The organism is Inquilinus limosus, from assembly GCF_002195995.1.
Classification (GTDB): domain Bacteria; phylum Pseudomonadota; class Alphaproteobacteria; order DSM-16000; family Inquilinaceae; genus Inquilinus; species Inquilinus limosus_C.
This window is the reverse complement of sequence record NZ_NHON01000018.1, coordinates 36,323-62,171: the sequence shown is the minus strand read 5'-3', so window position 1 is coordinate 62,171 and position 25,849 is coordinate 36,323. Positions and strand designations below refer to the sequence as shown.

At 70.3% G+C, this 25,849-nt stretch carries 29 protein-coding genes; 14 read left to right on the top strand and 15 right to left on the bottom strand.

Annotated elements, in window-relative coordinates; genetic code table 11:
• Positions 1-68 precede the first annotated feature (68 nt).
• Positions 69-1,556 carry an FAD-binding oxidoreductase gene (locus BWR60_RS12430; protein WP_088151332.1) on the bottom strand — a complete coding sequence of 496 codons (1,488 nt, stop codon included), beginning with the start codon at positions 1,554-1,556 and terminating at the stop codon, positions 69-71.
• Between the two features lie 64 nt (positions 1,557-1,620).
• Positions 1,621-2,001: a tautomerase family protein gene (locus tag BWR60_RS12425; protein WP_088151331.1), complete on the bottom strand. Its 381-nt coding sequence runs from the start codon at positions 1,999-2,001 to the stop codon at positions 1,621-1,623.
• A gap of 118 nt (positions 2,002-2,119) precedes the next feature.
• Between BWR60_RS12425 and BWR60_RS12420 the strand changes: the two genes are divergently transcribed.
• The 3 genes from BWR60_RS12420 to BWR60_RS12410 all read left to right on the top strand — a co-directional run bounded on the left by BWR60_RS12420 (position 2,120) and on the right by BWR60_RS12410 (position 4,531).
• Positions 2,120-2,971 carry a LysR family transcriptional regulator gene (locus BWR60_RS12420; protein WP_088151330.1) on the top strand — a complete coding sequence of 284 codons (852 nt, stop codon included), beginning with the start codon at positions 2,120-2,122 and terminating at the stop codon, positions 2,969-2,971.
• 134 nt (positions 2,972-3,105) lie between these two features.
• Entirely contained in the window at positions 3,106-3,774 is a 669-nt protein-coding gene (locus tag BWR60_RS12415) for a glutathione S-transferase family protein (protein ID WP_088151329.1), read from the top strand.
• Between the two features lie 172 nt (positions 3,775-3,946).
• Complete coding sequence (locus BWR60_RS12410; RefSeq protein WP_179221735.1) at positions 3,947-4,531, top strand: nitroreductase family protein; 585 nt, start codon at positions 3,947-3,949, stop codon at positions 4,529-4,531.
• A gap of 172 nt (positions 4,532-4,703) precedes the next feature.
• Here the strand turns inward: BWR60_RS12410 and BWR60_RS12405 are convergent, their stop codons facing one another.
• The gene (locus tag BWR60_RS12405) at positions 4,704-5,630 is read right to left on the bottom strand and encodes a LysR family transcriptional regulator (protein WP_088151327.1); all 927 of its coding nucleotides are present in this window, start codon (positions 5,628-5,630) and stop codon (positions 4,704-4,706) included.
• A 117-nt stretch (positions 5,631-5,747) separates the two neighbouring features.
• Between BWR60_RS12405 and BWR60_RS12400 the strand changes: the two genes are divergently transcribed.
• Positions 5,748-6,761, top strand: a complete 1,014-nt coding sequence (locus tag BWR60_RS12400) for an aldo/keto reductase (RefSeq protein ID WP_218823467.1) — start codon at positions 5,748-5,750, stop codon at positions 6,759-6,761.
• Between the two features lie 9 nt (positions 6,762-6,770).
• On the opposite strand, the gene BWR60_RS12395 is transcribed toward BWR60_RS12400, so the two are convergent.
• The 3 genes from BWR60_RS12395 to BWR60_RS12385 form a co-directional block, all read right to left on the bottom strand.
• Positions 6,771-7,163 carry a type II toxin-antitoxin system death-on-curing family toxin gene (locus BWR60_RS12395; protein WP_088151326.1) on the bottom strand — a complete coding sequence of 131 codons (393 nt, stop codon included), beginning with the start codon at positions 7,161-7,163 and terminating at the stop codon, positions 6,771-6,773.
• On the bottom strand, positions 7,164-7,388 hold the full coding sequence (locus tag BWR60_RS12390; RefSeq protein ID WP_034831167.1) for an AbrB/MazE/SpoVT family DNA-binding domain-containing protein: 225 nt from the start codon (positions 7,386-7,388) through the stop codon (positions 7,164-7,166). It lies immediately after the preceding gene.
• A gap of 84 nt (positions 7,389-7,472) precedes the next feature.
• Complete coding sequence (locus BWR60_RS12385; RefSeq protein WP_088151325.1) at positions 7,473-8,231, bottom strand: MOSC domain-containing protein; 759 nt, start codon at positions 8,229-8,231, stop codon at positions 7,473-7,475.
• Here BWR60_RS12385 and BWR60_RS12380 point away from each other — a divergent pair.
• On the top strand, positions 8,230-8,982 hold the full coding sequence (locus tag BWR60_RS12380) for a YcxB family protein (protein WP_088151324.1): 753 nt from the start codon (positions 8,230-8,232) through the stop codon (positions 8,980-8,982). The two genes, BWR60_RS12385 and BWR60_RS12380, sit on opposite strands and share 2 nt — an antisense overlap.
• Before the next feature lie 176 nt (positions 8,983-9,158).
• Entirely contained in the window at positions 9,159-11,768 is a 2,610-nt protein-coding gene (gene clpB, locus BWR60_RS12375) for an ATP-dependent chaperone ClpB (protein WP_088151323.1), read from the top strand.
• Positions 11,769-12,002: 234 nt separating this feature from the next.
• Here clpB and BWR60_RS12370 read toward each other — a convergent pair whose 3' ends face one another.
• Positions 12,003-12,908, bottom strand: coding sequence for a LysR family transcriptional regulator (locus BWR60_RS12370; protein ID WP_088151322.1), 906 nt, complete (start codon positions 12,906-12,908; stop codon positions 12,003-12,005).
• Positions 12,909-13,020: 112 nt separating this feature from the next.
• On the opposite strand from BWR60_RS12370, the gene BWR60_RS12365 reads away from it, so the two are divergent.
• From BWR60_RS12365 to BWR60_RS12355, 3 genes are read left to right on the top strand one after another with little or no spacing between them, the layout of a single operon-like run.
• Positions 13,021-13,752, top strand: a complete 732-nt coding sequence (locus BWR60_RS12365) for an SDR family oxidoreductase (RefSeq protein ID WP_230983032.1) — start codon at positions 13,021-13,023, stop codon at positions 13,750-13,752.
• Between the two features lie 11 nt (positions 13,753-13,763).
• Positions 13,764-14,126 carry an Atu4866 domain-containing protein gene (locus BWR60_RS38105; protein ID WP_088151362.1) on the top strand — a complete coding sequence of 121 codons (363 nt, stop codon included), beginning with the start codon at positions 13,764-13,766 and terminating at the stop codon, positions 14,124-14,126.
• A 46-nt stretch (positions 14,127-14,172) separates the two neighbouring features.
• Complete coding sequence (locus BWR60_RS12355) at positions 14,173-14,556, top strand: VOC family protein (protein WP_088151320.1); 384 nt, start codon at positions 14,173-14,175, stop codon at positions 14,554-14,556.
• Here the strand turns inward: BWR60_RS12355 and BWR60_RS37630 are convergent.
• Both BWR60_RS37630 and arfB read right to left on the bottom strand, forming a co-directional pair.
• Complete coding sequence (locus tag BWR60_RS37630; RefSeq protein WP_144445606.1) at positions 14,553-14,831, bottom strand: hypothetical protein; 279 nt, start codon at positions 14,829-14,831, stop codon at positions 14,553-14,555. The two genes, BWR60_RS12355 and BWR60_RS37630, sit on opposite strands and share 4 nt — an antisense overlap.
• A complete protein-coding gene (arfB, locus tag BWR60_RS12350) occupies positions 14,828-15,244 on the bottom strand; it encodes an alternative ribosome rescue aminoacyl-tRNA hydrolase ArfB (protein WP_088151319.1) in 417 nt (138 codons plus the stop codon). Before arfB ends, BWR60_RS37630 begins: the two co-directional genes overlap by 4 nt.
• Before the next feature lie 81 nt (positions 15,245-15,325).
• Between arfB and BWR60_RS12345 the strand changes: the two genes are divergently transcribed.
• From BWR60_RS12345 to BWR60_RS12330, 4 genes are all read left to right on the top strand, one after another.
• The gene (locus BWR60_RS12345) at positions 15,326-16,234 is read left to right on the top strand and encodes a LysR family transcriptional regulator (protein ID WP_179221734.1); all 909 of its coding nucleotides are present in this window, start codon (positions 15,326-15,328) and stop codon (positions 16,232-16,234) included.
• Positions 16,235-16,329: 95 nt separating this feature from the next.
• Positions 16,330-17,064, top strand: a complete 735-nt coding sequence (locus BWR60_RS12340) for a gamma-glutamyl-gamma-aminobutyrate hydrolase family protein (RefSeq protein WP_088151317.1) — start codon at positions 16,330-16,332, stop codon at positions 17,062-17,064.
• Positions 17,064-17,963: a serine hydrolase gene (locus tag BWR60_RS12335; protein ID WP_088151316.1), complete on the top strand. Its 900-nt coding sequence runs from the start codon at positions 17,064-17,066 to the stop codon at positions 17,961-17,963. Before BWR60_RS12340 ends, BWR60_RS12335 begins: the two co-directional genes overlap by 1 nt.
• 9 nt (positions 17,964-17,972) lie before the next feature.
• Positions 17,973-18,974 (top strand): peptidoglycan-binding domain-containing protein, encoded by a 1,002-nt coding sequence (locus BWR60_RS12330; protein WP_088151315.1) that lies wholly within the window; start codon positions 17,973-17,975, stop codon positions 18,972-18,974.
• Positions 18,975-18,985: 11 nt separating this feature from the next.
• On the opposite strand, the gene BWR60_RS12325 is transcribed toward BWR60_RS12330, so the two are convergent.
• Together BWR60_RS12325 and BWR60_RS12320 are read right to left on the bottom strand one after the other, a co-directional pair.
• The gene (locus BWR60_RS12325) at positions 18,986-19,642 is read right to left on the bottom strand and encodes a hypothetical protein (protein WP_144445605.1); all 657 of its coding nucleotides are present in this window, start codon (positions 19,640-19,642) and stop codon (positions 18,986-18,988) included.
• Positions 19,643-19,656: 14 nt separating this feature from the next.
• Complete coding sequence (locus BWR60_RS12320) at positions 19,657-21,924, bottom strand: ATP-dependent helicase (protein WP_088151313.1); 2,268 nt, start codon at positions 21,922-21,924, stop codon at positions 19,657-19,659.
• Positions 21,925-22,028: 104 nt separating this feature from the next.
• Here BWR60_RS12320 and BWR60_RS12315 point away from each other — a divergent pair, with 104 nt between their 5' ends.
• Complete coding sequence (locus tag BWR60_RS12315; protein ID WP_179221733.1) at positions 22,029-22,511, top strand: GNAT family N-acetyltransferase; 483 nt, start codon at positions 22,029-22,031, stop codon at positions 22,509-22,511.
• On the opposite strand, the gene BWR60_RS12310 is transcribed toward BWR60_RS12315, so the two are convergent.
• From BWR60_RS12310 to BWR60_RS12295, 4 genes are all read right to left on the bottom strand, one after another.
• On the bottom strand, positions 22,512-23,045 hold the full coding sequence (locus tag BWR60_RS12310; protein ID WP_088151312.1) for a hypothetical protein: 534 nt from the start codon (positions 23,043-23,045) through the stop codon (positions 22,512-22,514).
• 40 nt (positions 23,046-23,085) lie between these two features.
• Positions 23,086-23,604, bottom strand: a complete 519-nt coding sequence (locus BWR60_RS12305; protein ID WP_088151311.1) for a pentapeptide repeat-containing protein — start codon at positions 23,602-23,604, stop codon at positions 23,086-23,088.
• A gap of 194 nt (positions 23,605-23,798) precedes the next feature.
• The gene (locus BWR60_RS12300) at positions 23,799-24,731 is read right to left on the bottom strand and encodes a DMT family transporter (RefSeq protein ID WP_088151310.1); all 933 of its coding nucleotides are present in this window, start codon (positions 24,729-24,731) and stop codon (positions 23,799-23,801) included.
• A gap of 154 nt (positions 24,732-24,885) precedes the next feature.
• On the bottom strand, positions 24,886-25,821 hold the full coding sequence (locus BWR60_RS12295; RefSeq protein ID WP_088151309.1) for an ABC transporter substrate-binding protein: 936 nt from the start codon (positions 25,819-25,821) through the stop codon (positions 24,886-24,888).
• Between the last annotated feature and the right edge of the window lie 28 nt (positions 25,822-25,849).

The following is a 25,849-nucleotide window of genomic DNA, read 5'->3' as shown; positions in this document are numbered from 1 at the left end:
CCTGGATGGCCACGGCGCTACGCGCCTCGCCATGACGGATCAATATTTCCAACCAACGGTATGATGGATCACGCCTCCGCGTAGCGCCGGAACAGCCCGTTGCGGAACACGCCCTTCGGGTCGTGCCGGCGCTGCGTCGCGACCATCTCATCCCAGGCGGGGTAGGCGCGGCGCAGCTGCTCGCCGGTCGCGTGCAGCCTGTAGGGCAGATAATAGGTGCCGCCGGTGTCGAGCGCGGCGTCGATCAGGCCGCGGGTCATGCGCTGCATCCGCTCCTCGCCGGCGGCGGACTTCTCCTGCACGAACAGCATGACCAGGCCGAACACGTCCTCGCGGGCATAGGCCAGGGCGCTGCGCTCGTCGCGGCGGACGTCGCGCACGGTGACGTTCAGGAGGTTGCCCTCGTCGCGCCGGATCACCGTCCGGGCCGCCTGGGCGAAATCCCACAGCCGGGCGCGGGGGACGAAATACTCGTGCAGGATGTCGGTCGATCCAGGCTTGCGGTTGGCGAACACTGCGGCCGGCTCGTTCAGCAGGCTGTTGCGGCTGGTCCGCTCGGCCAGCCAGGGCCCGGCCTCGCGCTCCAGCCACCAGCGCACCGCCTTGCCGGTGTCGCTGCCGGCGGCGTTGCGGAACACCAGCCGCTGCATCCCGCCAGTGTCCAAGGCGGGCAGGGGCAGCACCGTGCCGCGGGTCTCCGGCACTGGCACGTACCAGCCCAGCACCGCCTCCTCGAACAGGCTGCCGGGATCGACCGACAGCCTTCCATAGGCCATCTCCACCGGGGCGACCACGCGCTCGGCGTAAGCGGCGGCGTAGTCGCGCGTCGGCAGGCTGGCGAAGTCCGGCACGTACATCGCGTTGGGCAGGATGGCGATCTCGGCCTCCAGAATCACCCCGAACAGGCCGTAGCCGCCCAGCACCAGGCCGAACAGCTCATCGCCCGGGCCGCACTCCGCCACCGTGCCGTCGGCGGTCAGCAGCCGCAGCCGCCGCACCGTGCTGGCCGCCGGCGGGCTGTTGGCGTGCCAGCCATGGGCGTTGACGCTCAGCGTGCCGCCGATGCTGAAGTCGTTGTTCGACTGCATCACGGCGGGGGAGAAGCCCGCCGCGTTCAGCGCCGGCACCACGTCGCGCCATAGCGCCCCGCCGCCGACCCGCATGGTGCGGGCCCCGGCGTCGATCGCGATCCCGTTCAGCGGCAGCGCGTCCAGCGCCCAGCCGTCGCGCAGCAGGCTCTGCCCGCCCATCGAATGGCGCGCGCCGGACACGGCCAGGGGCGGCTCCTCGCCGGCCGCGATCCGCCGCAGCAGCGGCGCCAGCCGGGTGGCCGCCGCATCCGGTTCCGCCTCGGCGAAGGCGACGCCGCGCACCGGCGTCGGGTTCAGGCCGCTGGCATCGTCCAGCAAGGTGCGGGGCGGGGCCGGCGGCGGCAGCGCGGCGGCGTCGGACAGGCGCTGCAGCCAGGCCCCGCCGATGCCGCCCAACGCCGCCGCGCCCAACGTCACGGCACCGGTCGCCAGCACGCGCCGGCGCGTCGAACCCGTCCTGGCCATGATCTCCCCCCCTCGTCCCCGCCGGACATTCTAAGGCGGGGATGGGGGCGGAACCATGGCGGGGTCAGACGTACTGGGCGATGCCGTTGCCGAAGGACCAGTTCTCCTTCGCCACCTCGACCAGGCTGATGAACACGTCGTCGCCGCGCAGGCCGGGGCTCTCGGCCAGCCGGTCGGCGATGCGGCGGTACAGCGCCTGCTTCTGCTCGACCGTGCGGGTGTTGTTGGCGGTGATCTGGATGAACACGACATCGCCGGTCCGGGCCAGGCCGGGATAGGCCGGGTCGTAGTCGAAGCCGGTGTCGTCATGCTCGTGCACCAGGATGAAGCGGTCGTTCTCCGGCACGTTGAAGGTCTCGCGCATGGCCAGGTAGACGCCGTCGCGGATGGCCTCGATGTGGCCGGCGGGCTTGCCCTTGCGCAGCGAGATCCGGACGAGGGGCATGGCGTGTCTCCGATGTCGGGCGGCGGGTGCCGCGGTAATGCAGATGTAGCGCGGCCTTGATCATTTCGGAATGAACTTGATATCACTATCAGTGATTTCAGTTTGAAATGATGAAGCCATGCGCGCCCTCGATCTCGATGCCGTTCAGGCCTTCGTCCTGGTCGCCGACCACGGCAGCTTCACCCGGGCGGCCGACGCGCTCGGCGCCACCCAGTCCGGCATCAGCCTGCGGCTGAAGCGGCTGGAGGACCGGCTCGGCATCCGGCTGTTCGAGCGCACGCCCCGGCTGGTGCGGCTGACCCCGCAGGGCGAGGCCTTCCTGCCGCGCGCCCGGCGGCTGCTGGAGGCGCAGGACGAGGCGCTGGCCGCGGTCACCGCCGGGCCGCAGCGCCTGGTGCTGGGCATCAGCGACCATGTCGCGGGGCCGGAGCTGCCGATGCTGCTGGCCCGGGTGGCGGGGCAGGGGCCTGGCCTGGCGCTGGAGGTCCGCCTCGACTCGTCGCTGGATCTGCTCCAGGAATACGATTCCGGGGCGCTCGACGCGGTGATCGTCCGCCGTGACGCCGGCCGCCGCGACGGCGAGGTGCTGTTCCGCGACGAGTTCGGCTGGTTCGCCTCGACCGGCTGGCATCATCGGCCGGGCGAACCCCTGCCGCTCGTCACTCACAGGGAGCGCTGCGGCGTGCGGGTCGCGGCGTTGCGCGCGCTCGATGCGGTCGGCGTTCCCTGGGTGGAGGTCTTCGTCGGCGGCGGCGGTGCCGCTGTCGCAGCGGCGGCCATGGCCGGGCTCGGCGTCTCGCCCCTGGCCCGCCGGACGGCGCCGCCCGGCACGGTCGATATCGGGCCGCGGCTCGGCCTGCCGGCGCTGACGTCGAGCGAGGTGACGCTGCATTCCCGCCTGTCCGACGCGCGGCTGTCCGGCGCGCTGCGCGGCCTCGCCGCCGCGTTCCGCCTGCCGGTGGCGGCGTGACTCGGCGTCGCAGCCGGGCCGCAGGCATGATCAAACCGATTGGTTCCCGGCATCGGCGCGGGGGTGGCATGTGCCGGCGCAGCGCAACGCGGCCCTTACCGAAACTCCGTGCGATCGGTTAGAGTTCGCGCGCCATGCGAACCCTCTATCACATCTGGCTCTCCGCCCAGTCCCGCATCGTCCGGCTGCTGCTGGCCGAGAAGGACCTGCATTGCGACATCAAGGTCGAGCGGGTCTGGGAGCGCCGCGAGGAGTTCCTCGCCCTCAATCCGACGGGCGAGGTGCCGCTGCTGATCGAGCCGGACGGCACGACGCTGACCGATGTCTGGGTCATCGTCGAGTACATGGAGGAGATGCATCCCGAGGTGCCGCTGCTGGGCGACACCACCCTGGCGCGGGCCGAGACCCGGCGCCTGCTGGTCTGGTTCGACCAGAAGTTCGGCCGCGAGGTCACCGAGAACCTCGTCGGCGAGAAGTTCATGAAGCGGGTGACGCGCAGCGGCCAGCCCAGTTCGGATGCGATCCGCGCCGGCCGGCAGAACGTGCACTACCACCTCGACTACATCTCCTACCTCGCCGAATCGCGGCGCTGGCTGGCGGGGGACGAGTTCAGCCTGGCCGACATCGCCGCCGCCGCCCATCTCTCGGTGGTCGACTATCTCGGCGACGTGCCCTGGGACAGCCACCCCGAGGCGCGGCAATGGTATTCGCGCATAAAGTCCCGCCCCAGCTTCCGGCCGCTGCTGGAGGACCATGTTCCCGGCATTCCGGCGCCGGCGCATTACCGCGACCTGGATTTCTGATCCGGGTGCCCTTATGTTGGTTGTTGAGAGTGAATCTCAACTAGATGGACTCACAATGATCGTCATGGCGAGCCCCGCAGGGGCGTGGCCATCCAGCGGCTCGATAGTCGAGACAAGAGGCCCTGGATCGCCACGTCGCTGCGCTCCTCGCGATGACGGCAAGGGGTGCGAGATGGACGCGTTGGACCTTCTGCTGAAGCGCCGCTCGGTGCCGGCCCGCAACATGGTCGAGCCGGGGCCCGACGCCGCGGCGCTGGAGCGGATCCTGCGGGCCGGCACGCGGGTACCGGACCACGGCAAGCTGGCGCCCTGGCGCATCCAGGTGCTGCGCAAGGACGGGCAGCGGCGCCTCGGCGAGACGATGGCGGAGATCTTCGCCCGCGAGAACGCCGAGGCCAACGAGGCGCAGATCGAGGCAATGCGGCAGAAGCCGGCCCTGGCGCCGCTGCTGCTGGTGATCACCCACAAGCCGCAGCCCGGCAAGATCCCGGAGCTGGAGCAGATCCTGTCCGGCGGCGCGCTGTGCCAGAACATCCTGATGGCGGCGCACGCCCAGGGTTTCTGCGGCAGCTGGATCACCGGCTGGCCGGCCTTCCACCCGAGGATCGTCGAGCTGCTGGGCCACGACCCGGCGACCGACAAGATCCTCGGCTTCATCTATCTCGGCACCCCGTCCGAGCCGATGGAGGACCGCCCGCGCCCGGCGCTGTCCGACGTGGTCTCGGAGTGGTCCGGTCCGCTGGTCCAGGTGGCCTGAAGGGCCGTACTTTCCCAGCCTCGAAGCCCTGCACAGTCATTGCGAGCGCAGCGAAGCAATCCAGGGGCCAATGCGCACCGGCCCCTGGATTGCTTCGTCGGCTTCGCCTCCTCGCAATGACGGTGAAGGATAGGCGTTCGGAACGTCGGTCTTCGATCAGCCCTTCGCCCCCTCACGCTGCCGCGGCGGCCACGCGCTCCGACTCCATCAGCGCCAGGAAGGCCCGGGCCGCGGGATTGACCGGGCCGTCGCCGGCGCCGCGCTCGGCATGGGCGACGCCCAGCTCCCAGCAGATCTCGGGCGGGGCCAGTGTCGCCACCGCCAGCGGCGGGCGATGCGGGTCGGCCGGATGCGCGGCGATGATCGCTTCCGGCACCAGGGCGATGCCGAGTCCGAGGGCGACGAGGTCCAGCGCGGTCGGCAGGTCGTTGACCTCGAAGCCGGTGCGGCGCTCCACCCGGATGCGGGCGAAGGCCTGGTCGACCAGCTGGCGGGTGCCCCAGTCGGTCTGGAAATCGACGAAGGTCTCGCGGCCCAAGCGACTGAGAGGTACGTTCTTGCGGCCGGCCAGCGGATGGTCGTGGCGGCAGGCGGCCACCAGCTCCTCACAGGCCAGCATGGTGGCCTGCACATCGGGCGGCGGCGCCGGCTGCATCGGCACGAAGGCCAGGTCCACCCGGCTGTCGCGCAGCTTCTCGAACAGCCGGTCCGATCCACCCTGGCACAGCCGGATCTCGACCCCCGGATGGGCGGCGTGGAAGCGGGCCAGCAGCTCCGGCAGGTCGACGAAGGGTGCCAGGCTGTGGGTGGTGCCGATCGCCAGCCGGCCGCGGGCCAGGCCCTGCACCTGGGCCACGGCGTCGCGGGCGCCCTGCGCCGCGGCCAGCACCCGCCGCGCCTCCTCGGCCAGCACCCGGCCGGCGGCGGTCAGGTCCACCCGCCGGGTGCTGCGGATGAACAGCGGCGCGCCCAGCTCTTCCTCCAGCGCCCGGATCGAGGCCGACAGGCCGGACTGCACGATGTTCACCCGCCGGGCGGCGCGGGTGAAATGCTGCTCCTCCGCCACCGCCAGGAAATGCTCCAGCTGCCTCAGATCCATGGGTGCGCCCGATCCTGCGATTGTTCTCGGATCATGCTGAATGCGATCTGAACATTCAATTGGAACGCTGAATGCGATGCCGTCATTCTCCATGTCTGACATGACGGGAGCAGACCGATGAGCGAGACCCACCTGCCGACGCGGCGTTTCGGCACCACCGACATGGCGATCACCCGGGTCGGCTTCGGCGCCTGGGCGATCGGCGGCTCCGGCTGGGCCGCCGCCTGGGGCGAGCAGGACGACGACGCCTCGGTTGCCGCCATCCGCCACGCCGCCGCGGTCGGCATCAACTGGATCGACACCGCCGCCGTCTACGGCCTCGGCCATTCCGAGGAGATCGTCGGCCGCGCCCTGCGCGAGATCCCGGCGGACAAGCGGCCCTATGTCTTCACCAAGGGTGGGCTGATCTGGGACGAGGCCAACCGCACGGCGGTGCCGAAGCGCGTCGGCGCCCCCGCCAGCCTGCGGCGCGAGGTCGAGGCTTCGCTGCGGCGGCTCGGGGTCGAGCGGATCGACCTGTACCAGCTGCATTGGCCGGCCGAGGACGGCACGTCGATCGAGACGCTATGGCAGACCTTCCTCGACCTCAAGGCGGAAGGGAAGGTGCGGGCCGTCGGCCTGTCCAACCACAATGTCGAGCTGCTGGCGCGGGCCGAGGCGGTCGGCCACGTCGACACGCTGCAGCCGCCCTTCTCGGCGATCCGGCGCGACATCGGGGCGGCGGAGTTGCCCTGGTGCGCGAAGCACGACACCGGCGTCATCGTCTACAGCCCGATGCAGTCCGGCCTGCTGACCGGCGCCTTCACGGCGGAGCGGGCGGCGGCGCTGCCGAAGGACGACTGGCGCTCGCGCTCGCCGCATTTCACCGGTGACGGCCTGGCCCGCAACCTGGCGCTGGCCGAGGCGCTGAAGCCGGTGGCGGCGCGCCGCGGCACCTCGGTCGCCGCCGTGGCGGTGGCCTGGACGCTGGCCTGGCCGGCGGTCACCGCCGCCATCGTCGGCGCCCGCGGCCCGGCGCAGGTCGATGGCTGGCTCGACGCCGCGACGCTGGAGCTGACGCCGGAGGATGTCGCCGAGATCGCCACGGCCATTGAGGCCACGGGAGCGGGCACCGGTCCGGTGCGGCCGTAACCGTCGCGACTATGGCTGCAGGGGGATGAGCCGCGGCCTCAGCCAGGCCGCGAGCTCATCCTCCGACACCTCGCCGGCCGCCAGGGCCAGCCAGATCGTCAGGCATTCGGCATCGTCCGCGGCGATCTCCTGCCCCGCGAGGGCCAGGAAGGTTTCGGTGACCACGAAGGCCACCCGCTTGTTGCCGTCGACGAAGGGGTGGTTCCGGATCAGGCCGAAGCCATAGGCGGCGGCGAGGGCCGCGAGATCGGGCGCACCATAGGCGAGCAGGTTGCGCGGCCGGTCGAGGGCGGAGTCCAGCAGGCCGGCATCGCGCAGGCCCGGGGCGCCGCCATGCTCCGCCAGCTGCTCGTCATGCAGCGCCAGGACGACCGCGCGGCTGATCCAGCGCGGCGCGTCCACCTACTTCGCCAGCTCCCGCAGCAGGTTGCGCCGCTTCTTCATCACCTTGCGGGCGGCGTCCATCTGCGCCTCGAAGTCGGGGTCGTAGGGCGTCAGCCGGTAGCCGTCCGGCGCCTCGGTCAGGTAGAGCGTGTCGCCTTCCTGGACATGCAGCCTGGTCAGCACATCCTTGGGCAGGACCGCTCCGACGGAATTGCCGATCGCGCGCAGCTTCAGGGCGACCATGGGAACCTCAAGGATCGTGATCACGCATGTAATAACATGCGATCGATCCTCGTCCGGTCAAGACTGCTGTTGCCTGCCGGCGGCCTAAGCGACCGTCAGCGTGTCTCCCTGCGCGATCCGGCCCTCTCCGATCACCTCGACATAGATGCCGCAATCGGCGTGGCGGAAGCCGGTCATCAGTGCCTTCGGGATGTTCAGGTCGCGCTCGCCGGTCGCCGGGTTGACATTGGTGGCGGCGCAGCGGGTGATCCGTGACACGACCTTCAGCCGCGCCGATCCGATCGTCAGCTCCCGCCCGATCCAGTCGAACTCGGCCCAGGCCGGCAGGCCGCCAAGGATCAGGTTGCCGCGGAAGCGCCGCGGGTCGACCGGGGCGCGCGTCACCCGCTCGATGTCCTTCACCGAGGCCTGGTTGATCAGCGAGACCAGCTTCTCCGGCTTGTCGGTGAAGGCGATGCCGGGGGCGGCGACGATCTTCAGCGCGCCGCGCGCATCCTTCATGAAGGCATTCAGGAACTGGTTGATCAACTCCTGCCCGATCGGCATCGACAGCAGGCCGCGCGCCACCTGCTTGCCGTCGCGCTTCAGCGTCAGCGCCTCGGTGGCGTCGTCATAGTCGATGCCCAGCAGGGCCAGTCTCTCATCAGTCATCAACTGCAGGAACTGCCGCTTCGGCTGCCAGCTCGGTGCCGTCGGGTCGCACTGGCTGGCGCCGTGGACGATAGCGAAGCGCCGGTCATGCGGCAGGGTCCCGCCGGACGACAGATCGGCGGCAGCGAGCTTCTGCCCGGCCAGACCCTTGACGGGGTAGCGGTACAGGTCGACGAGGCGGGCGGCGGTCATGGCGGTCGATCCGACGATACGGGAGAAAACCCTAGCGCGTTATCGCCAGCGGAAACAATCAGCGCGCCGAGGATCGCCGCTATGCGCGATTGGTACGTCCTGGCGAGCCGCCCCTCAGCTTTGCCGACGGCACTTCACCAGCTATGCTTGGCATAAATTTTTAGGATGGCCGATTTTGAGCACGCCACTGTCATCCGTCGAGCAGAAGCGGATTGAGTTCTCCTATAGCCTCGACAGATCGGATTATGTCGAATTCAGCGTCTCTCGGGCCAATCGGCCGGAACTCAGGGCGAGGAATCGGAAGCGGTTTGCTGTCGAGTTTCCCGTATGGGTGTTGATCGGACTGGCACTGCTGGCTCTGATGAGAGGTGGCCTGGACAAATATATAACACGCTCGACGGTGTTGTTCTTCTGTCTGGGGCTTATGCTGGTTGGATTGGCGTGCATCGTCTTTCGACAGCAAATTCTCCGCCGCTCCATCCGTCGAACCATCGGTTCCAATCCTGGCGCCACATTCGAGGGGCGGGTGGATCTTACCCTTGACGAGCAGGGCGTCGACTGCCGTTCCGACGGGACCCGCTCGCGGATGGAATGGCGGGCCTTCCACGGAGTCGAGGAAAGTCCGACCCACATCTATCTGATGCTGAGCGAGATCCAGGGCCTGATCATCCCGAAACGCGATCTCAGCCCCGCGCTAACATCGGAGATCGTTCGCTTTTCGAAGGAGTGCCTGGCGCTGAACCGCATCTGAGACCCGGCCTTCGCGACACGATCGCTACTGCCGGCGGGAAGGTTGCGACGGCCCTTGTTGCGGCGCGGCCACACCCCTACATCAGTCCTGCATCCTCCCGGATCGCACATGACGTGGATCAGGGCGGGGTCGGGCTTCGAGCAAGACGACCGCGCCGGACAGTGGAGACAGAGTGTATGGACCTTCAGAAGTTCACCGAGCGCAGCCAGGGATTCCTCCAGGCCGCTCAGACCGCGGCCTTGACCCGCGGCCACCAGCAGCTTTTGCCCGAGCACCTGCTGAAGGTGCTGCTGGATGACGAGGAGGGCCTGGCGGCCAACCTCATCCGCAGCGCCGGCGGCCGGCCCGAGGCCGCGTCCCAGGCGGTGGAGCAGGCGCTGGCCAAGCAGCCCAAGGTCGAGGGCGGCGGCGGCCAAGTCTATATGAGCCGCGAGCTGGCCCGCGTTCTGGACCAGGCGCAGGATCAGGCGAAGAAGGCCGGCGACCAGTATGTCGCGGCCGAACGCCTCCTGCTCGCGCTCGCCATCGCCAAGGAGACCGGGGCCGGCGCGGCCCTGGCCCAGGCCGGCATCACGCCGCAGACGCTGAACCGCGCCGTCGACGCCATGCGCAAGGGCCGCACCGCCGACAGCGCCACGGCCGAGGGCCAGTACGATGCCCTGAAGAAATACGCGCGCGACCTGACCGAGGCCGCGCGGTCGGGCAAGCTCGACCCGGTGATCGGCCGCGACGAGGAGATCCGCCGCACCATCCAGGTGCTGTCGCGCCGGACCAAGAACAACCCGGTGCTGATCGGCGAGCCCGGCGTCGGCAAGACCGCGATCGTCGAAGGGCTGGCCCTGCGCATCGTCAATGGCGATGTGCCGGAGAGCCTGAAGAACAAGCGCCTGCTGGCGCTCGACCTCGGCGCGCTGGTGGCCGGCGCCAAGTTCCGCGGCGAGTTCGAGGAGCGGCTGAAATCGGTGCTGCAGGAGGTGACGACCGCCGCCGGCGAGATCGTGCTGTTCATCGACGAGATGCACACGCTGGTCGGCGCCGGCAAGGCGGACGGCGCCATGGACGCGTCGAACATGCTGAAGCCGGCCCTGGCGCGCGGTGAGCTGCATTGCGTCGGCGCCACCACGCTCGACGAGTACCGCAAGCATGTCGAGAAGGACGCGGCGCTGGCCCGGCGGTTCCAGCCGGTCTTCGTCTCCGAGCCGACGGTCGAGGACACCATCTCGATCCTGCGCGGCCTGAAGGAGAAGTACGAGCTGCATCACGGCGTGCGCATCACCGACGGCGCGATCGTCGCGGCGGCCACCCTGTCGAACCGCTACATCACCGACCGGTTCCTGCCCGACAAGGCGATCGACCTGGTCGACGAGGCCGGGTCGCGGCTGCGCATGCAGGTCGACAGCAAGCCCGAGGAGATCGAGGCGCTGGACCGGCGTGCCATGCAGCTGAAGATCGAGCGCGAGGCCTTGAAGAAGGAGACCGACACCGCCTCGAAGGACCGCCTCGCCAAGCTGGAGCAGGACCTGGCCGAGCTGGAGGAGCAGTCCTCCACCCTGACCGCGGCCTGGACCGCGGAGAAGGAGAAGCTGTCCGCGGCGACCAAGGTGAAGGAGCAGCTGGACCAGGCCCGCGGCGAGTTGGAGCAGGCGCAGCGTTCCGGCAACTGGGCGCGCGCCGGCGAGCTGACCTATGGCGTGATCCCGGACCTCGAGAAGAAGCTGAAGGAGGCCGAGGCGGCCCAGGCCTCGCACATGGTGCGCGAGGAGGTGCAGGCCGACGACATCGCCGCGGTGGTCAGCCGCTGGACCGGCGTGCCGGTCGACAAGATGCTGGAGGGCGAGCGCGACAAGCTGCTCCATATGGAGGACAAGCTGAAGACCCGCGTCGTCGGCCAGGACGAGGCGCTGACGGCGGTCGCCAACGCGGTGCGGCGCGCCCGCGCCGGGCTGCAGGACCCGAACCGGCCGATCGGCAGCTTCCTGTTCCTGGGCCCGACCGGCGTCGGCAAGACCGAGCTGACCAAGGCGCTGGCCGAGTTCCTGTTCGACGACGACACGGCGATGGTCCGCATCGACATGTCCGAATACATGGAGAAGCACGCGGTCAGCCGGCTGATCGGCGCCCCGCCGGGCTATGTCGGCTATGACGAGGGCGGCGCGCTGACCGAGGCGGTGCGGCGCCGGCCCTACCAGGTGATCCTGTTCGACGAGGTCGAGAAGGCCCATCCGGACGTCTTCAACGTGCTGCTGCAGGTGCTGGACGATGGCCGCCTGACCGACGGGCAGGGGCGGACGGTCGATTTCCGCAACACGCTGATCGTCATGACCTCGAATCTCGGCTCCGAGCATCTTGCCGTGGCCTCGATCGAACAGGGCGAGACCGAGGGCGAGATCGACTTCGTCAGCCGCGAGAAGGTGCTGATGGCGGTGCGCCAGCACTTCCGGCCAGAGTTCCTGAACCGGCTCGACGAGATGATCGTGTTCCGCCGGCTCAGCCGCGCCAACATGACCGGCATCGTCGAGATCCAGCTGCAGCGCCTGCGCCAACTGCTGGCGGACCGCAAGGTGGTGCTGGAGCTGGACGACAAGGCCAAGGGCTGGCTGGCAGACCAGGGCTACGACCCGATCTACGGCGCACGGCCGCTGAAGCGGGTGATCCAGCGCGAGCTGCAGAACCCGTTGGCGACGGCGATCCTGGAGGGTCGGGTGGCCGATGACAGCACGGTCAAGGTCACGGCCGGCGAGGACGGGCTGGTGCTCGAACCTCAGCCGCTCGCCGCGGCAGCCTGAAGGCCGGGACGGGAAGGGGCGCTGCGGCGCCCCTTTTTCTTTTGTCTCGGGATGCCGAGCGTTTTCGCGTTGCCTCTCCCGCCWGGCGGGAGAGGTCGGGCTCGCGCAGCGAGACCGGGTGAGGGCTGGCCCGGGCCTCGACGAAATCCCCTCACCCGGAGCCGCTTCGCGTCTCCGACCTCTCCCGCAAGCGGGAGAGGCAACGCCTTACCAGCCGGGCTGAATTCCGATGGCCTACACCGTGATCTCGAACACGAAGTCGAGAAAGGCGCGCACCCGGGCCGAGGGCAGGCCGCGGGAGCGGTGATAGGCGTAGACCGGGAAGCGCTCATCCGACCAGTCGGGCAGCAGCCGGACCAGCCGGCCGTCGGCCAGCAGGTCGCGCACGCTGAACTCCAGCGGCTGGCCGATGCCCTGGCCTCCCAGCAGCGCGCCGATCAGGCCGCCGGCGTCGTTGACCGTCAGCCGGCCCCTGACCGGCACCGACAGCACCTCGGCCTTGCGCCGGAACTCCCACTCATAAGGCCGGCCGGTCGCGGCTTCCTTCACCAGCACGCACTCATGATTGTCCCGCACCAGGTCGTCCGGGTGCTGCGGCCGGCCGCGCCGGGCCACATAGTCGGGCGCGGCGCAGGTGATCACCCGCGTCTCCAGCAGCAGCCGGCTGTTCAGGCCGGACGGTTCCGGCTCGCCGAAGCGGAGCGCGATGTCGAAGCCTTCGGCCACCAGGTCGCCGATGCGGTCGCGCACCACCAGCTCCAGCTCGATCTCCGGATGCCGCGCCATGAAGGCGCTCAGGCGCGGCGCCAGGACATAGTGGCCGAAGGCGGCGTCGGCATTCACCCGCAGCCGGCCGCGCACGGCGGTGGCGCCGCCCGACGCCTCGGCCGCCCGCTCCTCGATGCCGGTCAGATGCGGCATCACCCCGTCATAGAAGCGGCGGCCCTCCTCGGTTAGCGTCACCGCCCGCGGCGTGCGGTCGAACAGGCGCACGCCCAGCCGCGCCTCCAGCCGGGCCACGGCGCGGCTGACGCCGGACTGGGTCAGTCCCAGGCTGTCCGCCGCCCGCACGAAGCTGCCGGCCTCGACCACCGCGGCCAGGGCGCTGATGCCGCTCAGCAGGCGACCGTCGAAGGGCATGAGCACGACTTCCAGTCATCGAAATGATGTCGACTATGCGCTCGTGTCGTGGCGGGTCAAGCCATAGGGTCCCCGGCAGCGGCGATCGCCGCCGCAACCGATGGAGATCCCCATGGAAGGCAAGATCATCGCCGTCACCGGCGCATCGAGCGGCATCGGCGAGGCCGTGGCGCGTCATTTCGCCAAGGCCGGCGCCGCCGTGATGCTGGGCGCCCGCCGCCTGCACCGGCTGGAGGTGGTGGCGGAGGAGATCCGGTGCGACGGCGGCCGGGTGGCGCTGCGGCGCCTGGACGTCACCCGCCGCGAGGATGCCGAAGCCTTCGTCCAGGCCGCGGTGGCGCAGTTCGGCCGGCTCGACGTCATCGTCAACAATGCCGGGGTGATGCCGCTGTCCCCGGTGGCGGACCTCAAGGTCGAGGAATGGGACCGGATGGTCGACGTCAACCTCAAGGGCGTGCTGTACGGCGTCGCCGCGGCGCTGCCGGTGTTCCGGGCCCAGGGCAGCGGCCACATCGTCAACGTCACCTCGGTCGCCGACCGGCGCATCGTGCCGACCGCCGCGGTCTATTCGGCGACCAAATACGCCGTGCGCGCCTTCTCCGAGGGGCTGCGGCAGGAGATCGGCGGCGGCATCCGGGTCACGGTCGTGGCGCCGGGCGCGACAGAATCGGAATTGGCCAACGGCATCTCCGACCCCGAGCTGCGGCGGGCGGCGATCGAGGATTACCGCCGCGACCTGCTCCCGGCCGAAGCCATCGCCCGCGCGGTCGCCTATGCCGTCGCCCAGCCGCCGGAGGTCGACGTCAACGAGCTGGTCGTGCGCCCGACCGCCCAGGCCTATTGAGCGCCGGCATCATGGCACCCTCCCGCATCGCCCTGGCGGTCCTGGCGGTCCTTGCCGCCCCGGCCGTCGACGCCCGAACCCCGACCACCTCCGCGCAGGCCACCACCATGACACGCACTGACCTCTCCGAAGCCGACCTCGTCGGCATGTGGGTGACCGAGAACGGCCATATCCGGCTCGAGCTGCTGGCCGGCGGCCGCTATGACGAGGCGCGCGGCGCCCGGCGCAGCGCCTATACCGGGCGCTGGGAGATCCGCGGCCCGGGCCGGATCTTCTTCGCCGACGATTCCGGCTTCACCGCCACCGGCACGGTCGCCGACGGAACCCTGGAGGTCGGCGGCGACCACTTCCGCCGGGAGGGGCGCTGGGACTGACCGGCGCGCCGTCCTATCCTCCTCGGAACGAGGAGAATAGGACGGCATGATCCGCATCGACCATCTCGACCATCTGGTGCTGACCGTGGCCAGCATCGAGGCGACCTGCGACTTCTACATCCGCGCCCTGGGGATGCAGGTCGAGACCTTCGGCCAGGGCCGGACGGCCCTGCGCTTCGGCAACCAGAAGATCAACCTGCACCAGGCCGGGCATGAGTTCGAGCCGAAGGCGCTGCGGCCGACCCCGGGCTCGGGCGATCTCTGCTTCATCGCCGCGACGCCGCTGGAGGAGGTGATCGGCCATCTCCAGCGGCTCGGCATCGCGATCGAGGAAGGGCCGATGCCCCGCACCGGCGCCACCGGCCCGCTCCGCTCGGTCTATCTGCGCGACCCGGACGCCAACCTGATCGAGATCTCGAACCCGGCCTAGGCCTGCGCCTCCGGGCTGTTCGGATCGTGCCGCCAGGCCTTCAGCACCTGCGGCGCCGCGAACAGCGCCACCAGCAGCAGCACCGGGCTGGGCCGGACCAGCAGCAGCCCCAGCATGATCGGCGCGCCCAGCAGCCAGACCCGCGGCGACAGGATCGCCGTGATCCGGCCGCCGTCCAGCGGCGACCAACATAAGCGGGCAAGATGGCGGCAATTTGAAGCGAATTCCGGTTTACGCCGGCAGCGACCTGATCCCGCCGGCGCGCGTGGCGTCAATCGTCGCCGGTGCTGCCGCGCAGCCGCTTCACCGATGCCCGCTTGCTCTTGCTGTCGAGTCGCCGGATCTTGCTGCCCAGCGTCGCCCGGGTCGGCCGGCGTTTCTTGGGGGCGACGGAGGCACGCTGGAACAGCTCGACCAGCCGGGCCAGCGCCTCGGCCCGGTTGCGCTCCTGGCTGCGATGCTCGCGGGCGGTGATCACCAGCACGCCGTCCTTGGTCAGGCGCTGGCCGGCCAGAGTCTCCAGTCGCGCCCGCATGTCCTCCGGCATCCCGGCGCGGTCGATCGGGTAGCGCAGCTGCACCGCGGTGGCGACCTTGTTGACGTTCTGCCCGCCCGGGCCGGAGGCGAGGATGAAGCTCTCCTCGAAGTCGCGCTCGTCCAGCGCGATGCGGGCGGTGATCCGGATCATGGCCGGGACCCTCGCACGGCCGGGCGCGCTTGTCATGCCTTCACCAGTATGCCATCCCGGTCCGGGGAGGATGACGGCACGATGACCATCAGGCTGAGGCATATCGAGGCGCTGCAGGCGGTGCAGAAGGCCGGGTCGATCACCGGCGCGGCGGAGCTGCTGAACGTCTCGCAGCCGGCGGTCAGCAAGCTCTTGCGCCATGCCGAGGACCAGCTGGGCCTGCGGCTGTTCGAGCGGGTGAAGGGCAAGCTGGTGCCGACCCGCGAGGCCAAGCTGCTGGAGGTCGAGATCGACCGCACCTTCGCCGGGCTGGAGCGGATCTCCAGCATCGCCGCCAATCTCCGGCGCGGGCGCGAGGGCCATGTCCGCATCGCCTGCCTGCCCAGCCTCGGCTTCGGCTTCATGACCGAGCAGATGGCGTCGTTCCATCGCCGCCACCCCGGCGTCAGCTTCGACCTGCGCACCCACCACACCCGCGAGATCCTGGATCTCGTCGCCACCAACGATCTCGATCTCGCCATCGCCTATGAGCCGGCGCTGCCGCCGGGCATGCGCAAGATCGCGATCGGCACGTCGCGGCTGGTGCATCTGTCGACCACGCCGCTGGCGAAGGGGGAGGCGGCGGAGATCACGCTCGACCGGATCGATGTGCAGACGCTGATCGGCGTCGACCCCGACACCTCGATCGGCGCCACCCTGTCCGACGCGTTCGGCCGCGCCGGCATCCGCTACGCGCCGCGCAACCTGATCCAGACCTACTATCTGGCGTTGCCGCTTGTGCGTTACGGCACCGGCTCGGCCATCGTCGATGAGCACACCGCCCAGGCCTGGGCGGTGCCGGACGTCACCGCCCGTGCCATCGTGCCGGAGATCACCCTGCCGATCACGGCGCTGCACCACGAGAACTACCCGCTGTCGCAGGCGGCGCATCTGTTCCTCGACCACCTCACCGGCAAGCCGACCCAGCGGACGCGAAGCTCCAGGCGATAACACCCGGTGCGGAGCCCATAACCGGCCGGAATTTGACACCCGCCAAGGCGGCGGGCATCACCGAAGGACCCGTTCCGCTTTCCCGCAGGACCGCCATGCCGACCGCGAAACCCGTCATCGGAGTGACCCTGGATGCCGAGGAGCCGGGCGGCTACTCCGCCTCGCCCTGGTATGCGCTGCGGCAGAACTATTGCGGGTCGCTGGCCGAGTTCGGCGCCGTGCCGCTGGCGCTGCCGCATCTGGTCGACGCGGCGGAGCATTACCTGGACCTGTGCGACGGGATCGTCGTCACCGGCGGCGGCTTCGATGTCGACCCCGCGCTCTGGGGCGCCAGCTCGGTGCATGAGACGGTGAAGACCAAGCCGGTGCGCACCCAGTTCGAATGGGCGCTGGTGCAGGGCGCGGTGGCACGGAACAAGCCGGTGCTCGGCATCTGCGGCGGCGAGCAGCTGCTGGCGGTGGTGCTGGGCGGCACGCTGGTGCAGCACATCCCGGCCGAGATCGACAACGCGCTGGACCACAGCCCGGAGCGGAAGATCCACGACCCGGCCGGCTGGAAGGCCGCCCATGAGGTCGAGGTCACGCCCGATACGCTGCTGGCCCGGATCACCGGCGCGGCCCGCTTCGGCGTCAACAGCTCGCACCACCAGGCGGTGAAAGCGGCCGGGCCGGCGCTCATCGTCTCCGGCGTCGCCCCCGACGGGGTGGTCGAGGCGGTGGAGCATCCGGGGCAGCGCTTCTGCCTCGGCGTGCAGTGGCACCCCGAGTACCTGCGCAGCGAGGCCGACCGCGCCGTGCTGGCGGCCTTCGTCGCCGCCTGCGCCGCGTGATGGCCGGGCTCGACGCGGCCGCGGCGGGGGCGGCGCTGGTCCGGGACCTGCTGGACGAGTTCAAGGGCGAGGTCGGGCCCGGGGATTTCGGCCTGACGGTCCGGATCTATCCCGGCCGGCTGCGCGACGGTGCCGCCGACCGCTATTCCGACGGGGCGGTGTTCGGCCATCGCGACGAGGTCGCGGTCTACCCGGCCAGCACCAGCAAGAGCTTCTACCTGGTGGCCTTCCAGCATTGGGTCGAGACCGGGCAGCTGCAGCCGGACGGGGAGGATCTGCGGGCCCTGTCGGCGATGATCCGCCAGTCCAGCAACGACGCCACCACCTACCTGTTCGGCCGCATCACCGGCACCACGCCCGGTGGCCCGCTGCCGGAGGCGGAGATGGCGGCGTGGTGGGAGAAGCGCCAGGCGATCCATCGCTGGTTCGAAAGCTGGGGCTGGCCGGAATTCGAGCGGCTGCGGCTGTGGCACAGCACCTACGAGGATTCGCCCTATGGCCGTGAGAAGGCGGCGCGGGCGCATGGCGGCAACCTGATCGCCCCGCGCGCCGCGGCGGCGCTGCTGCACGGCATCGTCGCCGGCCAGCTGGTCTCGCCCGCCGCCTGCGGCCGGATGCTGGACCTGCTCGACCGGGAGCCGGAGCGCGACCCGGACCGGCTGCCGCCCGACTACACCGACCAGGTGCGCGGCTTCCTGGGCGAGGCGCTGCCGCGTGACGCCCGGCTGTGGTCCAAGGCCGGCTGGACCAGCGAGACCCGGCACGACATGGCCTATTGGGAAGCCCCCTCCGGCCGCAGCCTGATCGCCGCAGTGTACACCACCGGCCCGCATATGGCGCAGAGCCGCCGCTTCCTGCCGGCGGTCGGCGCCCGGCTGCACGCGCTGCTCGAAGGGTAGGGGATCCGGATGTCGCCTGTCTGGCACGATGACGACCGCTCGCCGAACTATGCCCATCTGGCGGCACCCTTCGCCGACACCGTCTTCGCGGTGGAGGCAGGGACCTTCGAGACGCTGTGCCGCCTGTCGCGCTTCCGGCTGCGCGGCGCGCGGATCCTGTTCGGGCTGCGCGGCTGCGCCCTGGCCGAGCCGGACTCGGCCGGGCACTGGGCCGGGGCGCTGCGGCTGCGCGAGGCGCGGCCGGATCACCACGTTCCGCGCTGCGTCCTCGGCGTCTGGGACCGGCCGGCGGGGCGGCTGATCGCCTGGCCCGGCTCGACCGTGCCGAACGCCCACTACATGCGCCGCCAGGCCGAGGCGCCGGAGCAGCGCATCGCCAACATGCTGGCGCCCGGGCTGCACCCCTATGTGATCGGCCCGCATGTGCCCGCCGGCCGCCCGGCGGAGGAGGGGGCGTTCCAGCTCGACCGCACCGTCGAGGTGCCGGTCTGGCGCTCGCCCGACGCCGCCGGCTACGACCTGTCCGGCCGCTTTGACATCTGCGCGCCGGAGGACAATATCCACGCTGCCGGCTGGTCGGGCGACGGCATCGAGTTCTCCTCGGCCGGCTGCCAGACCCTGCCGGGCAGGCATCTGCCGCCGGCCGCGCCGACCGGCGACTACGCCGCCTTTCGCGTCGCGGCCGGGCTTGCCGCCAGCCCGGACCTGGCCGAGACCGGCCTCGCCTTCGACGACCTGCTGGTCACGGGCCGGCATCTGCGCCTGGTGGTGGAGCGCGGGGCGGACCTCGCTTTGGCGCGGCTGATGCCGGGGTCGAGCGGCCCCGAGGTGCGGCTGCTGCAGGACGCCTTCATCGGCCTCGGGCTGATCCCGGACTGGGGCTTTACCGCCGGCGTGCTCAACGGCTTCACCGCCAAGGCGCTCTACGACTGGCAGGCCGCCTCCGGCCGGGTCGCGGACGGCGTGCTGCGGCCGCAGGAGGCGGCGGCGCTGGGCTTTTCGCTCGGCTGAGCTGCCGCCGGTTACGGCGCGGCCTTCAGCACCAGCGGCGACAGGTCGGTGATCTGGTCCTTCAGCGCCGCGGCCAGCCCGGCCGGGCAGGCGGTGCCGACGCCGGACAGGTTGCACAGGCGCAGCGCGTCGATGTCGGCGCCGCCGGCGGCGATCGCCTCGGTCGACAGCGGCAGATGCGCCTTGTCATAGGCGGCCAGCGGCCAGATCCGGCGGGCGACGTAGATCGCCTCGCGGCCGACGGCGATGTGCAGCAGCTGCATCTCACCCTGGCCGTCGGCCTTGCGCCTGGTGCAGCCGAGCGCGGTGCGGACGGTGCCAGCCGGGTCGGTCCGGACCTGGCCCTGGACCACGTCGTCGCAATCTTGCTTCAACGCATCCGCGCTCTCACGGATGAAGTCGGCCGGGTCGCTGTCGCCCAGCCCGCCGATGCGGGTCACGGTGATGCTGCCATCCGCGGCCTGGGCCGGGTCGGCCTTGCGCCACTCGACCACCGTGGTGCTGCCCTCGGTGCCGGCGAAGCTGCGGCTCCAGCCGGCGGGCAGGGTCAGGGCGGCGATCTCGCCATTGCCGCCCGGCAGGACCACCGTGCTGCCCACCTCGGCGGCGGCCGCGCCGGATGCCGCCAGCGCGGCGAGCAGCGCCAGCGCAGCGCCTCGAACCATCATCGTCATGCTGCTGCCTATTGTCCTGCCTCGGTCGCGGGGACGACGAAGCTGTCCATCACCCGCTTCTCGCCGGAATGGTCGAAGGCGATGGTCAGCTTGTCGCTGTCGACGCTGCGGACCTCGCCATAGCCGAACTTCTGGTGGAACACCCGGTCGCCGACGCCGAAGGCGCGGGCCGGGCGCGGCCGGGACTGCACCTCGTAGCCGCTGCCCTCGATCACCGTCGGGGCCCGGCGCATGAAGCCGCCCTGGGCCGGCGCCGTCCACAGCCGGGTCGGCGCCGCCTCGGCCGCGTATCGTCCGCCGCCATAGCCGGTGTCGCCGAAGCCGGTCTCCGAGGTCACCTCGACATGGGCGTCCGGCAGCTCGCCGACGAAGCGCGAGGGCAGGGCGGTCTGCCATTGTCCGTGGATGCGGCGGTTGGCAGCGGCCGAGACATAGGCCCGGCGCTTCGCCCGGGTCAGCCCGACATAGGCCAGCCGCCGCTCCTCCTCCAGCGCCGCGATGCCGCCATCGTCCAGCGCGCGCTGGTTCGGGAACACCCCTTCCTCCCAGCCCGGCAGGAAGACATGGGCGAATTCCAGCCCCTTGGCGGCGTGCAGGGTCATCAGCGTCACCTGCTCGCCGGTCTTCCCCGTCTCGTTCTCCATCACCAGGCTGACATGCTCGAGGAACGCCTGGAGGGTCTCGAAATCCTCCATGGCGTTGATCAGCTCCTTCAGGTTGTCCAGCCGACCCGGGGCCTCGGGCGACTTGTCGGCCTGCCACATCGCGGTGTAGCCGCTCTCGTCCAGCACGGTCTGGGCCAGCTCGACCTGCGAGGCCTGCTCCGACAGGCGGCGCCAGCGCTCGAAATCGCCCATCAGGGCGCGCAAGCTCCCGCGCGGCTTCGGCTTCAGTTCGTCGGTCTCGATCAGCCGCAGCGTCGCCTCGGTCAGGGCCACGCCCTGGGCGCGGGCGACCGTGTGCAGCAGCTGCACGGTGGCGTCGCCCAGGCCGCGCTTCGGCACGTTGACGATACGCTCGAAGGCCAGGTCGTCATCCGGCTGCGCCACCACGCGCAGATAGGCGATGGCGTCGCGGATCTCCTGCCGCTCGTAGAAGCGCGGGCCGCCGACCACGCGATAGGGCAGGCCGAGCGTCAGGAACCGCTCCTCAAACTCGCGCATCTGGAAGCCGGCGCGGACCAGCACCGCGATCTCGTCCAGCGTCACCTGCTGGCGCTGCAGCCGCTCGATCTCGTCGCCGACCCAGCGCGCCTCCTCCTCGCCGTCCCAGACGCTGCGGACGATGACGGTGTCGCCGCCCTGCTCCTCGGTGAACAGGGTCTTGCCCAGCCGGCCCTGGTTGTGCGCGATCAGATGGCCGGCCGCGCCCAGGATGTGGCTGGTGGAGCGGTAGTTCTGCTCCAGCCGGATCACGGCGGCGCCGGGGAAGTCCTGCTCGAAGCGCAGGATGTTGCCGATCTCGGCGCCGCGCCAGGAATAGATCGACTGGTCGTCGTCGCCGACGCAGCACAGGTTGCGGTGCTTCTGGGCCAGCAGGCGCAGCCACAGATACTGCGAGACGTTGGTGTCCTGGTACTCGTCGACCAGGATGTAGCGGAACCGGTCCTGGTAGTCCGCCAGGACGTCGGCATGCTCCTGGAAGATCGTCAGGTTGTGCAGCAGCAGGTCGCCGAAGTCGCAGGCGTTCAGCGTGCGCAGCCGCTCCTGATAGGCGGTGTACAGCGCCAGCATGCGGCCCTGCGCCACCTCGCCGGCATCGGCCGGCTTCAGCTTGGCCGGGGTCAGGCCGCGGTCCTTCCAGCGCTCGATCACGCCCAGCAGCACGCGCGCCGGCCAGCGCTTCGAATCGATGTTGTCGGCCTCCAGTAGCTGCTTGATCAGCCGGATCTGGTCATCGGTGTCGAGGATCGAGAAGTTGGAGCGCAGGCCCACCAGGTCGGCATGCCGGCGCAGGATGCGGGCGGCCAAAGCGTGGAAGGTCCCCATCCACCAGCCTTCGGTCGGGGTGCCCAGCAGGTGGGACACGCGCTCGCGCATCTCGCGGGCGGCGCGGTTGGTGAAGGTGACGGTCAGCACCTGGCTGGGCCAGGCGCGGCGGGTCGACAGCAGATGGGCCAGGCGCGTGGTCAGCACCCGGGTCTTGCCGGTGCCGGCGCCGGCCAGCACCAGCACCGGGCCGTCCAGCGTCTCGACCGCCTGGCGCTGCGCCGGGTTCAGATTCTGCAGGTACGGCGGCTCGAAGCCGGCCGGCATGTTCCGGGAAAGTTCGACCATCCCCTGTCTATAGCATGACCGGGCTGCGCCGAAACCGCTGGCGTCGGGTTGACGCAGCCCGGAGGCCCGTCGAGGATCGCCGCGACCCGAACAGAGAGCCTGCCATGACCGACCTCGTGATCCGCCCCGCCGAGCCCCACGACGCCAAGGAGATCCTGGCGATGATCACCGAGCTGGCGGTGTTCGAGAAGGAGCCGGACGCGGTGCTGGCGACCGAGGCCGACCTGCTGCGCGACGGCTGGGGGCCGGAGCCGAAATTCGAGGCGCTGATGGCCGAGCGCGGCGGCCAGGTGCTGGGCTTCGCCCTGTTCTTCTCCAGCTACTCGACCTGGGAGGGGCGGGAGGGGATCTATCTCGAGGATCTCTATGTCCGCGACGCCGCCCGCGGCCTCGGCGTCGGCCGGGCGCTGGTGACCCGGATCGCGCAGCTGGTGGTGGAGCGCGGCGGCAGGCGGCTCGACCTCTCGGTCCTGACCTGGAACCCGGCGCGGGAGGTGTATGAACGGCTCGGCTTCGACCACAAGTCGGATTGGACCGGCTACCGCCTCACCGGCGACGCGCTGACGGCGCTGGCAGAGAAGGGCTGATCAGCCGGCCGACCGGTTCCGCTCCCGGAAGAACTCCAGGATGATGCAGAGGACCAGCGGCACCAGGTTGACCGCGACGATCGTCCCGGCCAGGCCGGTGCCGAGGTAGACGCCGAGCGACAAGGCCCCCTGGAACGGGTCCAGCCCGATGCCGTAGGCTGGTGTGATCGACATCGCCCCGCCATCGGCGACCACGGTCAGCGGCAGTCGTGCGATCATGTGGAAATGGTAGGCGACGCCGCCGGCATAGACGATCGGGATCTGCACGGCCTGGACCAGCAGCGACAGGCCATAGCCGAGGCCGCGGCGCTTCCACAGCAGGGCGCCGGCGACGATGCACAGCACCATCAGCAGGGCGGCTCCGGTCAGCACAAACCACTGCGTCGGGGCGATGATCGCCGTGCCGTCGCGGTAGATCCGCTCGCCGAGCTCGGTCAGGCCGACGATGCCGCCGACGATCTGGATCACCCCGATGACGCGGTCGAGGGGCAGGGCGAAGCCGCGCGGGCTGCGGTTGCGGTCGGTGCTGGTCATCGCTTGCTCTGTTCGCTCTTCGGATACCGCGGTGGCCGCGCTACTCGCACAGCCCCGTCGAGCCTTCGGCGCAGATCTTGGCGCCGTCGGTCCAGGTGGCGCCGGACAGGTCGGCGTCGCGGAACACGGTGCCGCGCAGCTCGGCTCCGGTCAGGTTGGCGCCGCGCAACTCGGCGCCGACGAAGCGGGCGTTGCGCAGGTCGCTCCTGCTCAGGTCGGCGCCGCTCAGATCGGCCTGGGTGAAGTCGGAGTTGCCGAGCCGCGCCGAATCCAGCTTGGCGCCCTTCAGGCTGGCATTGATGAACTTGGCGCCATAGGCCTCGGCGTTGGTGAAGATCGCCCCGTCCAGCACGGCGCGGATCAGGCTGACCTCGCGGAGCTGGGCGCCGGTCAGGTCGACGCGGCTCAACGGCCGTTCATCGAACAGGCAGCGCCGCCAGTTGACCCCCGGGGCCGCGGCGTCGGTGCAGCCGGCCCATGCCGCGGCCGGACCGAGCAGCAGGGCGAGGGAGAAAGCGAGGGCCCGGGCGACTCGGGTGCCGAAGGATGCGACCGACATGGCCGGACAGTCACAGATTCCCAGGACTCAGCGCAAGCGCGCCGACGTCCGAGTCCACTCCGAAACCCTACTCCGGCGGCCATCTGACGCGGCTTTCTGCGCTTCCGGTGCTCACGGACCTCATGTCCGCTGCGCTCCGGTTCTCGAAAGCCGCGCCAGCTGACTCGCCGGAGCGAGTTTCGGAGCGGACTCTCTCACATGGATTTGCCGACCGGGCGGACGATCCGGCGCTGCCGCTCGCGGAAGGCGATGAACAGGCTGGAGCCGACGATCACCGCGGTGCCGAGCAGTTCGATCGGGGTCGGGAACTCGCCCCAGGCGAGGAAGCCGAGGCCGAGGGCGAAAATCAGCGAGGCATAGTCGAAGGGCGCGATCACCGAGGCCGGGGCCAGCTGATAGGCCTTGGTCATCAGGATCTGGGCGATGCCGCCCAGCACGCCGACCGCGACCAGGATCGGGATGTCGATCAGGTCGGGCCACACCCCGACGAAGGGCAGGGTGGCGGCCCCGACCACCGCGCCGGACAGGGTGAAGTAGAAGACGATGGTGACGTTGGATTCGGTGTCCGCCATCTTGCGGATCGAGACCATGGCGAAGGCCGTGGCCAGGGCGCCGGCCAGCGCCACCAGGGCGCCGAGCGAGACACCCGTCGCCGGGCTCGGATGCACCACCAGCAGCACGCCGACGAAGCCGATCACCACCGCGCTCCAGCGATAGACCCGCACCGTCTCGCCGAGCAGCGGGATGGCCAGGATGGTGATGAACATCGGCGCGGCATAGCCCAGCGCCGTCGCGGTCGCCAGCGGCAGCAGGCTCAGCGCGGTGAAGCCGCAGAACATCGAGACGAGGCCGGAGCCGGAGCGGCGCAGATGCCCGCCCAGCCGCTCGGTGCGCAGCACCCGGAAGCCGCCGAGGCGATGCACCAGCCACAGCACCGGGATCATGGCGAAGAAGCTGCGGACGAAGACGATCTGGCCGACCGGATACTGGTCGCCCAGCTGCTTGATCAGCGCCGACATGCAGGTGAACAGGGCGGCCGAGGCCAGCTTGTAGCCGATGGCGGGCAGAATGGAGGCCGGGGCCGCTTCGTCCGCGGACCCTTTCGGTTCGGCCTGGGAGATCGTCATCGGAAACGGGGCCCGTTGCGGCTCGATCGTTCCCTAGAGACTTACGCCGGACGAATCGGCGGGGCCATCGACGATCGCGCCGGGTCTGCCATGCATGGCGGCAGCGGGCAGGGCGCCCGGGCCGGATCCGCGGACCCGGCCCGGGCGGCAAGGCTTACTCCCCGGTCCAGCCCTTGTAATCCTTGACGTTGTCGCGGGTGACGAGCGTCGAGGGGATCAGGGTGGGGTCCTGGGCCGGCTTCTGGCCGTTGAGCAGGCCGACGCCTTCCTCCACCGCCTTGCGGGCCATGGAGAACGGATCCTGGGCCGAGGACGCCTGGATCAGGGTGTTGCCGGTCAGCGCGGCGACGATGTCGGGCGCGCCATCGACCGACGTGATGATGATGTCGCTGCGGCCGAGCTGCTTGGCCGCCAGGTCGGCGCCGATCGCGGTCGGGTCGTTGATGGCGAAGACGGCGTCGATCTTCTCGAACCGGGTCAGCAGGCTCTGCATCACCGCCAGGCCGCCGTCACGGGACCCCTTCGCGTCCTGGTCGTCGGAGAGGATCTTCAGGTCGGGCAGCTTGTCCCAGACGTTGTGGCAGCCCTTGACCCGGTCGGTCACGGCCGAAACCTGCGGGCCGTTGACGATGACGACGTTGCCCTTGTTGCCCAGCTTGTCGGCGATGTACTTGCAGGCGATCTCGCCGGCCTGGACGTTGTCGGTGGTCACCGTGGCGTCGGCGCCCTCGGCCGCGGTGTCGACGGCGACGACGATGATGCCGGCGGCCTGCGCCTTCTTGATCGCCGGGCCGATGGCCTTCGGGTCACCCGGGTTGAGCAGGATCATGTCCACGCCGGCGGCGATGAAGTTGTCGATCTGGGTGAACTGCTTGCCCAGGTCGTAGTCATAGCCGACGGCCTGGACCTCGACATTCGGGTTGGTCTTCTTCGCCTCGAACTCCGCGCCCTTGGCCAGGGCGACGAAGAACGGGTTGCCCATCGAGCCGAGCGAGACGCCGATCTTCTTGAGATCCTTCGCCTCGGCGACGCCGGCGGCGCCGACCGAGAGCGCCAGCGCGACGCCGGCGAGCAGGACATGTTTCAGCACGTGGATCCTCCCCTGGTCTGTGCGATGG